The following is a 12,262-nucleotide window of genomic DNA, read 5'->3' on the forward strand; positions in this document are numbered from 1 at the left end:
TATTTTTTTAAACGGCGGCTTTTTGTCGACTAATTTCCCGGTTTATAAACCAGCGCCGCAACAGCCCCGCCAATCATATAAATCACAATAGTGGCAACCACCTGCGTAATCAGTGCCGTCATGTCGAAGGGAAGCGCGCTGTAGCTGACCAGAATGGTTCCCGAAATCATCACACCGAAACAGGCACCAAAGCGAATCCCTTCCATTATGCCGCCACCCTCGCGGCCTTTGACAAAAAAATAGCAGAAAACAATTGTTGTAATCAGATAACCGATCAGCATCCATGGCATCATTGCGGCCATTTCCATTTCACTGCGGCCAATGGCATAATAGCTGGCCATCTGCGCTCTTGTGGCCATATCGGTTATAATTCCAATTATCGCCATAACCACGTAAGACGCAATCACCGTCAAAATAAAGCTTTTGTTGTTCATCTCTCACCCCTATTGAAAAATTTTTGGTACACTATCCTATCATAAAATTACCGATTTTCATATAGGACGCCATTCTGCCATTTTAAATTAAAAATAATTACTGTATTATCGCACCATGAGCTCAACGGTGAAAAAAATTTCCAGCCGTCTGTTTGTCGGCATTTATGTTCTTTATGGCTATGCCAGCTATTATCTGCGGCGGCTCAGCTATAAAAAGGTGAGTATTGGCCTTTTCCTTATATTCGTGATAGCCGGGGTTAGTCTTAAACTCATCAACCGGCCGAGACTGACCGGGAATGATGCCTTAAACAACGCCTATGATGCCCAGAACCGTGGCCGCATCCACGAAGCCCATAAACATTTTGAGCAGGCCTACACCCTTTTTGAAAAAGATAAAAATGGCCGTGGCATGCTCCTGAGCCTAAACCGCCTTGCCGAAATGGATCTGGCCATCAATGACCATAACGAAGCCATATATCATTATGACACTGCCCTGCGTCTTAGCAAAAAGCTTAATTACCTGCCCGGGCAGATCACATATCTTAGCAAACTTGGCGATACCAAGCTGCGCACCCGCCGCATTAAGGATGCGCGGGTTTATTATAATGATGCCATAAAAATCGCCGCTGATATAGATGCCTATTTTGATGTCGCGGCACTCTATACCAAAATCGGCAACCTTGAACGCGACTATGGTGATGTGGCGGCAGCCCGCAGCGCTTATGACCAGGCCGGGACAATTTATGGCATCCATACCAATAATAAGGGCGAAGCAACACTGACATGGAATGTTGCCGCACTTGAAAACAAGCTGAATGATTATGAGAATGCGCAACTTGCCTATGGCCGCGCCCGCGACCTGTTCAAACTTTCCGGTGATGTTTTTAATGAGGCCACTGTGGTAAAGCACCTTGCCCGGCTCGAAAAAAATAACGGAAAAACCGATGAGGCCGCCAAACTTTATAACGAAGCCGCCACCCTTTATACCTCAATTGGCAGTAAAAAAGCCCTCGCCGATTTAAAAAGCGAAGCAGAACAGCTGCTCTGACTATTTCGTCATCAGCGCTTCCATCAGTTTTCTGACATCAAGCTGCCGGGCCACGCCGCTAATGCTGCCCGCAATACTCGGATCACTTAAAATTTCCCGCCCTGTAACCTCGACATAGGACCTTATGCTTTGCTCAAGGGCAGCCGGTCCTTCATTCTTAACCGCATTTTTAAGCTGGCTGTTGCATTTCTCATACATGAAACTTTCCACCAGGCGCGCCATATCCTGATCGGCCCCGGTCCTGACCGCATCACTTAAATGGGCCATATTGTTCAGTGACGGATGATTGCTCAAAGATGTAAAAACCCATTTGGTCATGATATCCTTATCTGCGGCTGTTGTATTGCTGATCAGGCATTGCGATAATGCCGATGCATATTGCCCGGCATGGGCAGTCCCTGAAAATCCTAGAATGATCAGAAAAAGTAATTTTTTCATGTTTACGCCTTTTATTATTTGCAACATATTTCCTTTATCGTAGCATATGGCTCAAAATAAGGCAGCGGCAAGAACGATTTACCCCATGGAAATTTCAATATTTGATATTAAAGACCAGGACGAAGTCATAGAACTTTGGCGGGACTGCGGCCTTCTCAGAGCACAGAACGATCCCTATGACGATATAAAGCGGAAAATAAACCATAGTCCCGAACTCTTCTTTGTCGGGCGAAAGGACGGCAAAATAATCGCCAGTGTTATGGCCGGATACGAAGGGCGCCGTGGCTGGATCAATTTGTTGGGCGTTGCCCCGTCCGCACAAAAATCAGGATTTGGCCGGGAAATCATGGATTTTGCCGAAAAGAAACTTGGTGAACTCGGCTGCGTGAAAGTCAATCTGCAAATCAGACACACAAATGAACAGGCCATAAATTTTTATCAAAGCCTTGGTTACGAAGAAGATCATGTCTTCAGTATGGGGAAACGTCTGTAAGTTTTCATAAGAATGGTGAATATTACACAAATATTACAACTTTATAAACTTAAAAGTGTATTTGTTATTTCAGCCTAATTTGACATAATCTATTTTATCAATAAGAACTGCCGAATATTAGCATTATATAATAAGGATCCCTTATGTAAATTTTTAAATAAATTTTAACCATCAAAACTTATACTATGAATAGTAGTGGTAATTTGAAATTTACATGGGACAAGGCAAATGACTATTTCCAGACGTAATTTAAAAATCCTGTTGGTCAGTTTTCTGACTGTTGGTTTTGCTGAAAGCGGCCATTCTGAAAGCGATTTAATAGCTTCCGCTTCGACTATTCCTTCATACAAATCAGTAACAGGCAAATATGAACTTACAAAAGACATATACTTCAAGGCACTATATACATTTGAGGAACACCGGCAAAATCTGAAACATATTGTTTATGATGCCGAAAATGGTGATATCGAGGCACAATACAGATTAGGACTTGTCTATCAGAATGGCTATGGTGTGACAAAAAGCGATGTTGTTGCCCTGATGTGGTACACCATATCAACAAAGAATGGATTTAAGACGGCAGGTCAGGACAAAACATACACCGAAAATTACATGGCACAGGATCAGATCAATCTGGCCCGTCAGATGGCTGAACTTTGGCTTTCTAAACACTAAGCAGAATGATGAGGGTGTGACTTGGGGGATGCCATGTTTAATGGTAGGTATCAATGTCAACAATAACGCCGCCTCGCCTTTTGGCTTCAACATCAAGCATATTGTGGTAAAACTCAATCTGCTCCTCAATATCCCTGCCTTTAATCAGTTTGCCGCGGCGTTGCCTCGCCTTGTTTAACGTCATAATAACGACCTTGTTACGCTCATACTGATTGCTTGACCAATCAATAGTACGTTTACGCAGACAGGTCCCAAAAATCAGCCACATATAGCCGAGCTTGCCATCCAGCATATTCTCCGGCTCAAGTGCCTCACATTTACGGCTGCGAATATCCCGTGCCATATATTCCAGAAATTGCCCACTTGGAAATCGATTGATCTTTATCATACTTTGCCCTTTACCTACTCTTCAAACTCTACCACTCATCTTCTTATCCCGTGGTATTATCCCTTATTTTCTGCCGAAAACGCAAGTAGTTTAGGAAAGGTTAATATTTGATAAAATTTTAACTATATTTATTAATAAATGGGTTAAGCTTTCTGCGATTTTTAAATTTAAGGAAAAAATCCTGATGAAATAGGTTAGGCTCTTATGCCTCTGTTTATTTCCGCGAATCCGTAAAATGGCACATTTTACTCTATGACTTTTTCTATGAGCGCATCGTAAAATGCCTTTAGGCGCGTCTTTAAATGATCGATCTTATAACTTTCCTGCGCAACCTGCCGAGCCTTTGCACGCAATTCTTCCTTTTTCTTATCATTTGACAAAAGCTGGATAAGATTTTCTGAAACGCTGATACAGTCGCCGTCCTCGGAAACCAGCGCCGTCACCCCATCAATCATAAACTCACGGCCGCCCCGCCCGGCAAAGCCGACAACCACGGCACCGCTGAACATGGCCTCAATCGACGGCAGCGCAAAGCCCTCGGGATAGCCACTCGCCAGAAATAGATCGGCCCGGCGAAAGGCGTCTGCAATTCCCGCTTCATCAAGTCCGTCTGCATAATGAAAACGCACCGCAGGATTTTTCCGTTCAACAATTTTTCTGATCGTTTCTATATCACGCGCATTTTTTCGTGGCAGACAAAGGACCGTATTTTTTTCGCGCAAAGCCGGGTCAGGGTAAAAAACCGTATCATCAACGGCATTGGATATAGTCACACAGTCCTCATCATTCATCGCCTTGATAGTGCGTGTTATATAATCGCTGCAGGAAATAACATAATCATAGCCAAGGTCCCGATAGGACTTTTCCCGGTCCATTGGCTCAAGTCGGTTATGCAGAAATATCCAGCTCTGGGCAAACATGATTTTTATAGCATTTCTGAATTTAAGTGCATCATAGGGACAGAATTCTGATGCCACAACCACATCATTGTCCTTTAAATCAAACCCCGCATCCCTGATATTGAGGGCTTTAATATCCGGATAATATATATTTCCGTCAAATTTCCCCATCGCTATCACGTCCGCCTTAAACCCCAGCTCCCGCAAATATTTGACATGCTGATAGAAAACCTTAACTCCGCCAACGGCTTTTTTTCTGTCCCTGAAGCAGGATTTTAAATACCCAATTCCCCATCCCTGCAGCGATGCCCGAACAAACTGGCGCAGGGAAAATTTCTGCCTGAAAATGTCCGGTATCAGATAATATATAGTGCCGATGTTCATTTATCGCCTGTTCAAATGTGTTGTGCTTTTTCCGGTCCTAATTGACAGAACCACGATTATTATGGTCTTATATACACCATATCGGGGAGATATTAAGGGAGAAAATCAATGGACAGACGTAAATTTCTTGCATTTGTCGGCGGTGCCAGTGCGCTTGCCGCCATGAACGCCAACCAAAAAGCCGATGCCCTTGAACAGGCCATGGGGCAGGAACTTGAGGAAAATCAGCTTGGGCGCCTTAGAAAATCGGCAATCTGCCGTGCATATGGCGCCGATAATAGCTGGGACCGTGGAACGGCCAACAATGCCAAATATCTGCATATGGGCGAAGATCCGCGCCTGCCAAAAATGTCGGATAAACCGACCCTGCTTGAATTTTTTGATAAACGGATTGGCCATTCCAGCCATTTGCTGCAGTCGGCCCGGCTGGCAAAGCTTAACGGCCTGCCGGAAAAAATTGTTCTGGCCTGCCTGCTTCATGATATCAGCGTTATTGCCTATATCGCCGGGGATCATGGCTATTACGGTGCCGCCCTTGTCGCCCCTTATGTTGATGAGGAGGTTTCATGGGCCATCAAATATCACCAGTCCTTACGTTTTATCCCGGATGAGGATGTCGGTTACCCCTATCCTGAAGCTTACATTCGCTATTTTGGTGAGGATTATAAGCCTGAGCCTTACATTTACAAAGATGCAGAATATGCACGAAACCATAAATGGTATATGACCGCACGGCAGATCTGCATTAATGATGTTTACAGCTTTGATCCGAATGTGACCGTAAAGCTTGATGATTTTCATGACATCATTGGTCGTAACTGGCGCGATCCCGAAGAGGGTCTCGGTTTTGACAGCAGCCCGTCGGCCCATATGTGGCGAACGATGATTTATCCGAACAATAGCCTATAAAAAATCAGCCATTCTGATTGATAAGATCAATTGAAACGAAGGCGACGGCGGATGTCCCGCTCCCCTCTTCCATCTGCATGATGGTGGCAAGGCCCTTTTCATTTTCGATTTTTAAACTGTCCCCGCCGGACAGTTCCCTTAATGAACCGTCAAGATCAAAAGCCACCGGACTGCTGCCATCCAGCAGGTGAATAAAATGAAAATCGGACTTCAGGGAAAGCTTTTCCGGTGAATTTAAATAAAAGCCCGTTAAATCTGCCCTGGCAAAGCGGCGATCCACCATCACATTAAAATCCCTGATCGGACCGTCTGCCAGTTTGCCGGACAGGTCAATATCCCCCGGGAAACTGTAAACCTGCAAATCCTCAAAAAGCATGCCCATACCATATTCGCCGCCATCAAGGGTGATGCCGTTTCCTTCAGTCAGCATCAGATGCCGGTCAATATTGGGAAAATTAGAAAATGGCCCGTCTTCTTTTACCGAAGCAATACTGATCCGCCATAAAAACGGGCTGTCTTTTCGTTTCGGCCTGTGTGCTGATACGGCAAGTTCGCGTGTCATGCCCTGACCGTTTTTCCACGGCATCAGTAAATAATTCTGTTTTTTTAAATAATGGATCATGGCCGACTGTCATTTCCCCGGATAACTAAGGATAACAGATTAAAAAGAACTAATAATTCCAGAACTGAAGTCCCTGTGCAATCCGTGCCTTTAGCCGTTCACTATTAAGTTCCTGCTTATATTCCCCACAAAGCAGGTCCCGCAGCACCGTAAAGGCCTCACTATAGCCCATTTTTTCCATATAGCCTTTTTTACGGCGATACCGCTCCGCCAGATAATTTTCCTTGGCAATGATTTCCTCGATCTTTTCACGGTCCCCGGCTTCATAGGCGGCCTGGGCCTGATCGCACAATTCCTTGACACCAATCATCTGCCGCAGATCCTGAATAAGCTCAAGCACCTCATCAACGGTGGCCGGCATTCCGTGCATCAGGCTGCCGTCCTCATGGCGCAGTGGTCTGTGCTTGCTGATAAAACTGACCGATTGCGGGCAATCAATTTCCGGGAATATATCGGCCGCCACTTTCCGGATGATCGCTTCTGAAAGGAAAAGATCCCCTAAATAGATATCCCCGCCTGTCGCCTGCCAATATTCAATGACCATATTATGGATACGGATATATTCATCCATATCAAAATAGCCCTTTTCACCAACACGGTTAAATGCCGGGTGAAGTCTGTCATCTGTCCATAGCAGCTGACATAGTGCAAAGATTTGCTGATTACTCGCTTTATCCCTGTTCGTCCCCCGATAATGTATACTAGACACTTAACAACCTCCATATCGTTATGGACATTTTGATATACTAAATTCCTAAATGTAAAGTAAATTATCAGCGAAACTTTTATCGATGCCTGAAAATATTGACCGCATCCCGCATCATGGATGCTGCCGTCGCAATCGGTTCTTTCTCATAAAGTTTGTGATACATGATCCCGTATATATCCGAATGGATTTCAACCCCCATTTCCCAGCCATTGCAGGACCCAAGAAAACTGTTCATCGGCAACACTTCCGGCCTGACTGTGAAGCGCCCCTCTTCGGCACTGGCAACAAGTTTGATTGTGTTGCCATTTTTCTGTTCTTTTCTCAGCATTTCCGCGGTTATTTGCTCAATCCCCTGAACCGAAATGTTATCAAGGGTGATGTCAGCACCCAATACCGAATTGGCGATTATCAGCAGTTTGAAGGCCGTATCCCAGCCCCCGATATCAAGGGACGGATCAGATTCCGCCGCCCCAACCCTTTGCGTTTCCTTTAGGGCATCGTCAAAGCTCATCCCTTTGGCGAGCGCGTCAAAAATAAAATTGCTGGTGGCATTGAATATTCCGGATATTTTGGTGATTTCGCCACAAACCATATCCCGTCTGGCAATATTAAGGACCGGTAACCCGCCACACACTGTCGCGGAATATCCGATTCCCGCCCCGCTTTTTGATGCCAGACTTTCCAGTTCGGCAAGCGCCTGCACCACCGGGCCCTTGTTCGCCAGCACCACCGATACCCCCCGGATCAATGCACTGCGACTGATATCAAGCGCCTCACCCCCGGTTTTTAAATCAACCGGAGTCGCTTCAAATATCAGATCAAGGGGAAGGTCATTTAATATTTGCTGCGCACGTGTGCCCTGATATCCGCTAAGGTTACTCACCCGGCCACCATTTTGTTTATGGGCCAGCACCGCCGCCATATCGAATCCGTCTTCATTTACGGCAATACCGCTGCTGTCGGATAGCGCTATGATTTTAAAGTCAAGACCATACTGCGCGACGAGGGCCGCTTTCTTTTCTTTGAGTATTGAAATCAGGTTTTTATGGACACTGCCAAGGCCTAGCATGGCCGTTTTAATATGTTTCATAATTTTTTATTTTCAAATGCCGCTTTTATCCATCACTGCCAGATAAAGAGCAACTATAATCAATGACCCGCCCATCACATAATTAAAAATCCGCAAATTGCGCTGAACTTTCAGAAAATGGCTGATCTTTGCCCCGGCCAGCCCCCATGACAGCACACAGAGATACCCGACCACTGTATAAACGCCCATATAAAGCGCTAATCTTGACCCGCCAACCGCCAGGTTAAAGGCGCTGACCCCGGCAAGGCAGGCAATCCAGGATTTCGGGTTGAGCCATTGCAGCACGGCCCCAAAAATAAAGCCCGGTTTTTCTTTCTTTTCCCCGTGCAGATCAGCGGTCGAAAGCGCAATTTTAAGCCCCATATAGGCGATTTATGCCGCCCCGACATACCCGAGAATGCGCATGACCATTATATTCTCGGTCAGCATCACCCCAAACCCGAGCGCAACACTGATCACCATCGCTGAAAAACCGAATGCTGCCCCGGTGGCAAAGGCAACCGTGCTTTTAAAGCCGTGATTAACACCGGTTGTCATCATCAGAATATTGGTCGGCCCCGGTGTGATCGACATGGTAAAAGCATAAATCATTGTGGCAAATGCAAAGGCACTCATTATCATTTATCCAAATCATTTATCCATCAAAAGCACATAAAGCGCCACAGCCAAAAGGGCTGACCCCATGGCATAATTGAAAAATTTATGGTTTCGCTCATTTTCCAGAAAACGGGTTATTTTTGATCCCGCATAGGCCCACAAGGATACGCTGAACAGCACAACACATGTTGAAATCGCGATATAATAAACAATCCCCATATTATTCCCCGCCAGATTAAAGGCACCGATACCGCCAAGGCAAGCGGTCCAGGCTTTCGGATTGATCCACTGAAACAGAACGCCGTGCATAAATCCGGCTTCGCGGTCGCTTTTAGGGGTAATATGGGTCGGCGCAGTGGCAATTTTATAAGCCATATAAGCCATGAAGGCAATCCCGCCATAGCCCAGAATTTCAAGGAACCCTTCATTGCCCGCAACCACAGTGCCAATACCAAACGCGATGACCGCCAATAGCAGATTAAAGCCGATCACAACCCCAAGCGTAAAGGGCAAGGCTTTTTTAAAGCCGTAATTAACACCGGTTGAAAGGGCTATAATATTATTCGGCCCCGGCGTGATCGCCATGGAAAAAGCATATATAAACATTGCGACCAAAGCTGTCATGTGTGTTCCCCTCTCCGACAGGCGTAATTTGACGTATGCAAAGATTATTCTGACTTTAACACTGTGAATTTAATCTGGATAGACAGAATAATTAAATTTCATTATTCTACATTTTTTTATTATCAGGGTTTAAAGCGAAACACATGATTGATGATCTTAAATCAATGGCCATATTTGCCCAGACCGTCCGGCGTGGGTCTTTCCGCGCCGCGGCAAAGGCATTGGCACTGTCCCCGTCTGTGGTCAGCTACCAGATCACCAAACTTGAAGAACGGCTTGGCACCGCCCTGATTTACCGCTCAACCCGCAAACTGTCCATGACGGCGGAGGGTGAAGCCCTCTACGCCCACGCCCAGCAGATGCTGGACCAGGCGGAACTGGGTTTTCGTGCGGTTTCCGGCCGTGATCAGGCCACCGGAAAACTGACCATTACCTTGCCGCTTTCTGTAACAACCGATGTCATCACCCGTCAGATCGCCGAATTTTCAAAATTGAACCCAGGGATTGAACTTCATTGCATCTATAGTGACGAGCGGCTTGACCTTACATCGGAAGGGATTGATATTGCCTTTTCGCTTGGAAAACTGCCGGACAGCAGCCTCAATGCCCGTAAAATTGCCACCAAGAAACGAACACTTGTCTGTTCGCCCGATTATTATGCCCGTCACCCCGAACCAAAAACGCCGGATGATCTGCGTGACTGGAACTGGATCAGGCATGATATGCTGCCGGTAACCCGCACCTTTTATAAGGACGGCAAAAAATACGATATGAGCCTGGTTGGCAATATCAGCGCAAATTCTGCCGAAGCCATGGTTCAGTTTGCCATAAACGGCGTTGGTTTGACCACGGCGGCGGGCTGGCTGGTTGAGGATTATCTGAAAGACGGACGGCTGATGCGCGTTCTGCCGGACTGGGACGTGGAACCGCTTAATTTCTTTGCTGTCTGGCACGGCAATATCACCGAATGCAGCAACACAAGACGTCTGCTTAATTTTCTGCGTGATTACAGCCAGTAGTAAGGAAATTACAGAAACTTGCAACCAGATGAAACTTATAATATCCTCTCGTTCGTGAGTAATTTGTCATAGTATAATAGTTGAGTATTAAATCATGAAAAAACAGGACCTTTTCATTAATAAAAGCTGCCTTATCACCGCGCTCCTTTTACTGACCCCACCTGCCGCGCAGGCAGACATGGTGGATGCGGCCATGTATGTGGCCACGGAACAGTATGACAAGGCCTTCGCCGAATATACACGCGAAGCGGACAATGGCAATTCTGAGGCTTTTTACTGGCTCGGTATGATGTATTATAACGGCACCGGCACCACGCAGGATTATAACAAGGCCATTGACTGGTTCCTACGTTCCGCATCAGAACATGGTGAAAATGGCGATGACAAGGCGATGAAAATGCTCGGGGATATGAATTTACTGGGTCAGGGTATTGATAAAAACCCGGTTTCCGCCCTTGAATATTATAAACATGCTGCTGATCTGGGAAATGCTGACGCCGGTTATATCACCGGCAATATTTATGCCCAGGGGCTTGACACGATCAAACCAAACCTGACCTATTCGCTCATTTACTGGGAACAGGCGGCGGAGAATGGCAATATCCCCTCTATGCAGAATGCGGCCTATTTATATGAAACCGGCCTAACCGGCACACAGGATCATGACAAGGCTTACGCCCTTTATCTGAAAGCCGCCGAAAAAAATTATGCCCCTGCCCAGACCAAAGTCGGTCTTTACGCCAAAAATTACGAAAGCAAAAGGGATTATGCCGTCGCCCTTAAATGGCTGACTGCCGCCGCGCAAAAGCAGCAGCCCATTGCCCAGCATGAACTGGGGATCATGTATTTTGACGGGCTGGGCGTTAACAAGGATATCCCCAAAATGGTGCAGCTGTTTGAAAAGGCAGCCGCCAATAATTATGTCCCGGCCGCCCGCGACCTTGGTGATTTTTATTCCAGCGCGGATTTTGGTTATCTGAATATGCCGCTTTCCTTTGAACATTATCTTCATGCGGCGCGTCTTGGCGACACGATATCCGAACGAAATACGGCCATGCTTTACTGCAACGGCACCGGCACGGAAAAGGATATGATGCGATGTGCCGCCTGGCTGATCCGCGCAGCGGAAAAAGATCCCAAAAACAATGAAGCGGACCTGAAAAACGTCACCAATGCACTTTCCCCCACAGATCAGCAGCGTGCCAAAGACCTCGCCGCGGGCAAAGATCTCTGAATTTGCCTTTGCTTAATGACTGTTGTAACATCTTTTTAAAACATAAAGGGGAGCGGGCAAGATGACCTGGATAAAAACCATTTCCTATGATGAAGCGACGGGAAAGCTGAAAAGCCTTTATGACCGCATCAAAGGGCCTGACAATCATATCGATAATATCATGATGGCCCATTCACTGCGGCCTCACACCCTGGAAGCTCATATGCGGGTTTATAAAAACCTGCTTCATAACAGGGAAAATATCATCCCCGAGGTTTTTCTTGAATGTGTCGGGGTTTATGTCTCGATCATCAATAAATGCGACTATTGCGTTGAGCATCATTATGCCGGCATGGCGCGGCTGCTGAATGATGATGAACGCGCCCTTGAAATCCGCGCCGCGCTTGAAATCCACGCCCCCAAACAGACCTTTGATGATAAACACGCGTTGATGCTTAAATATGCCCGTTACCTGACCCAAAGCCCGTCTGAAATCACCAAACATCTGATTGATAAAATGCATGCTCTGGGCATCACCGACGGGGAAATTCTGGAAATTAATCAGGTTACGGCCTATTTCAACTATGCCAATCGGACCGTACTCGGCCTCGGTGTTGGACTGGAAGATGACAAAATCGGCTTAAGCCCCGGCAACAGTGATGATCCGGATGACTGGGCCCACAGTTAAAACATTGATGAATAAAGCTTGTAAAGGGAATT

At 46.3% G+C, this 12,262-nt stretch carries 15 protein-coding genes and 1 pseudogene; 7 read left to right on the top strand and 9 right to left on the bottom strand.

The genetic code is table 11. From position 1 onward, the window contains the following. Positions 1-29 precede the first annotated feature (29 nt). Positions 30-434, bottom strand: a complete 405-nt coding sequence (locus tag R3D86_13350) for a hypothetical protein (protein ID MEZ5759200.1) — start codon at positions 432-434, stop codon at positions 30-32. Positions 435-561: 127 nt separating this feature from the next. Here R3D86_13350 and R3D86_13355 point away from each other — a divergent pair, with 127 nt between their 5' ends. Continuing rightward, on the top strand, positions 562-1,482 hold the full coding sequence (locus R3D86_13355; protein ID MEZ5759201.1) for a tetratricopeptide repeat protein: 921 nt from the start codon (positions 562-564) through the stop codon (positions 1,480-1,482). On the opposite strand, the gene R3D86_13360 is transcribed toward R3D86_13355, so the two are convergent. Next, a complete protein-coding gene (locus R3D86_13360; protein MEZ5759202.1) occupies positions 1,483-1,920 on the bottom strand; it encodes a hypothetical protein in 438 nt (145 codons plus the stop codon). It abuts the gene before it with no gap. Between the two features lie 46 nt (positions 1,921-1,966). Between R3D86_13360 and R3D86_13365 the strand changes: the two genes are divergently transcribed. Both R3D86_13365 and R3D86_13370 read left to right on the top strand, forming a co-directional pair. After that, positions 1,967-2,413 (top strand): GNAT family acetyltransferase, encoded by a 447-nt coding sequence (locus R3D86_13365; GenBank protein MEZ5759203.1) that lies wholly within the window; start codon positions 1,967-1,969, stop codon positions 2,411-2,413. Positions 2,414-2,641: 228 nt separating this feature from the next. After that, complete coding sequence (locus R3D86_13370) at positions 2,642-3,088, top strand: hypothetical protein (GenBank protein MEZ5759204.1); 447 nt, start codon at positions 2,642-2,644, stop codon at positions 3,086-3,088. A 37-nt stretch (positions 3,089-3,125) separates the two neighbouring features. On the opposite strand, the gene R3D86_13375 is transcribed toward R3D86_13370, so the two are convergent. Then, positions 3,126-3,476: a hypothetical protein gene (locus R3D86_13375; GenBank protein MEZ5759205.1), complete on the bottom strand. Its 351-nt coding sequence runs from the start codon at positions 3,474-3,476 to the stop codon at positions 3,126-3,128. 245 nt (positions 3,477-3,721) lie between these two features. Further along, positions 3,722-4,759 (bottom strand): glycosyltransferase family 4 protein, encoded by a 1,038-nt coding sequence (locus R3D86_13380; protein MEZ5759206.1) that lies wholly within the window; start codon positions 4,757-4,759, stop codon positions 3,722-3,724. A gap of 108 nt (positions 4,760-4,867) precedes the next feature. On the opposite strand from R3D86_13380, the gene R3D86_13385 reads away from it, so the two are divergent. Then, complete coding sequence (locus tag R3D86_13385) at positions 4,868-5,668, top strand: hypothetical protein (protein ID MEZ5759207.1); 801 nt, start codon at positions 4,868-4,870, stop codon at positions 5,666-5,668. A 4-nt stretch (positions 5,669-5,672) separates the two neighbouring features. Here the strand turns inward: R3D86_13385 and R3D86_13390 are convergent, their stop codons facing one another. The 5 genes and pseudogenes from R3D86_13390 to R3D86_13410 all read right to left on the bottom strand — a co-directional run bounded on the left by R3D86_13390 (position 5,673) and on the right by R3D86_13410 (position 9,310). Next, positions 5,673-6,290: a HutD family protein gene (locus tag R3D86_13390; protein ID MEZ5759208.1), complete on the bottom strand. Its 618-nt coding sequence runs from the start codon at positions 6,288-6,290 to the stop codon at positions 5,673-5,675. 49 nt (positions 6,291-6,339) lie between these two features. Continuing rightward, positions 6,340-6,999 carry a hypothetical protein gene (locus tag R3D86_13395; protein ID MEZ5759209.1) on the bottom strand — a complete coding sequence of 220 codons (660 nt, stop codon included), beginning with the start codon at positions 6,997-6,999 and terminating at the stop codon, positions 6,340-6,342. A 76-nt stretch (positions 7,000-7,075) separates the two neighbouring features. Continuing rightward, positions 7,076-8,089, bottom strand: a complete 1,014-nt coding sequence (locus tag R3D86_13400; GenBank protein MEZ5759210.1) for a hypothetical protein — start codon at positions 8,087-8,089, stop codon at positions 7,076-7,078. Between the two features lie 12 nt (positions 8,090-8,101). Continuing rightward, positions 8,102-8,710: pseudogene (locus tag R3D86_13405) on the bottom strand (LysE family translocator). 9 nt (positions 8,711-8,719) lie between these two features. Further along, positions 8,720-9,310 (bottom strand): LysE family translocator, encoded by a 591-nt coding sequence (locus tag R3D86_13410; protein ID MEZ5759211.1) that lies wholly within the window; start codon positions 9,308-9,310, stop codon positions 8,720-8,722. A gap of 143 nt (positions 9,311-9,453) precedes the next feature. Between R3D86_13410 and R3D86_13415 the strand changes: the two genes are divergently transcribed. The 3 genes from R3D86_13415 (at position 9,454) to R3D86_13425 (ending at position 12,230) form a co-directional block, all read left to right on the top strand. Continuing rightward, positions 9,454-10,329, top strand: a complete 876-nt coding sequence (locus tag R3D86_13415; protein ID MEZ5759212.1) for a LysR family transcriptional regulator — start codon at positions 9,454-9,456, stop codon at positions 10,327-10,329. 94 nt (positions 10,330-10,423) lie between these two features. Then, positions 10,424-11,563, top strand: a complete 1,140-nt coding sequence (locus R3D86_13420; protein ID MEZ5759213.1) for a tetratricopeptide repeat protein — start codon at positions 10,424-10,426, stop codon at positions 11,561-11,563. A 61-nt stretch (positions 11,564-11,624) separates the two neighbouring features. Next, positions 11,625-12,230 (top strand): peroxidase-related enzyme, encoded by a 606-nt coding sequence (locus R3D86_13425; GenBank protein MEZ5759214.1) that lies wholly within the window; start codon positions 11,625-11,627, stop codon positions 12,228-12,230. Positions 12,231-12,262: the final 32 nt, after the last annotated feature.

It is taken from the genome of Emcibacteraceae bacterium (assembly GCA_041396985.1).
GTDB lineage: Bacteria > Pseudomonadota > Alphaproteobacteria > Sphingomonadales > Emcibacteraceae > Pseudemcibacter.

Excerpts from the sequence above, each read along its gene's own strand:
- R3D86_13350 (MEZ5759200.1), bottom strand. The coding sequence starts at position 434 with ATGAACAACAAAAGCTTTATTTTGACGGTGATTGCGTCTTACGTGGTT.
- R3D86_13360 (MEZ5759202.1), bottom strand. The coding sequence starts at position 1,920 with ATGAAAAAATTACTTTTTCTGATCATTCTAGGATTTTCAGGGACTGCC.
- R3D86_13365 (MEZ5759203.1), top strand. The coding sequence starts at position 1,967 with ATGGCTCAAAATAAGGCAGCGGCAAGAACGATTTACCCCATGGAAATT.
- R3D86_13370 (MEZ5759204.1), top strand. The coding sequence starts at position 2,642 with ATGACTATTTCCAGACGTAATTTAAAAATCCTGTTGGTCAGTTTTCTG.
- R3D86_13375 (MEZ5759205.1), bottom strand. The coding sequence starts at position 3,476 with ATGATAAAGATCAATCGATTTCCAAGTGGGCAATTTCTGGAATATATG.
- R3D86_13380 (MEZ5759206.1), bottom strand. The coding sequence starts at position 4,759 with ATGAACATCGGCACTATATATTATCTGATACCGGACATTTTCAGGCAG.
- R3D86_13385 (MEZ5759207.1), top strand. The coding sequence starts at position 4,868 with ATGGACAGACGTAAATTTCTTGCATTTGTCGGCGGTGCCAGTGCGCTT.
- R3D86_13390 (MEZ5759208.1), bottom strand. The coding sequence starts at position 6,290 with ATGATCCATTATTTAAAAAAACAGAATTATTTACTGATGCCGTGGAAA.
- R3D86_13400 (MEZ5759210.1), bottom strand. The coding sequence starts at position 8,089 with ATGAAACATATTAAAACGGCCATGCTAGGCCTTGGCAGTGTCCATAAA.
- R3D86_13410 (MEZ5759211.1), bottom strand. The coding sequence starts at position 9,310 with ATGACAGCTTTGGTCGCAATGTTTATATATGCTTTTTCCATGGCGATC.
- R3D86_13415 (MEZ5759212.1), top strand. The coding sequence starts at position 9,454 with ATGATTGATGATCTTAAATCAATGGCCATATTTGCCCAGACCGTCCGG.
- R3D86_13420 (MEZ5759213.1), top strand. The coding sequence starts at position 10,424 with ATGAAAAAACAGGACCTTTTCATTAATAAAAGCTGCCTTATCACCGCG.
- R3D86_13425 (MEZ5759214.1), top strand. The coding sequence starts at position 11,625 with ATGACCTGGATAAAAACCATTTCCTATGATGAAGCGACGGGAAAGCTG.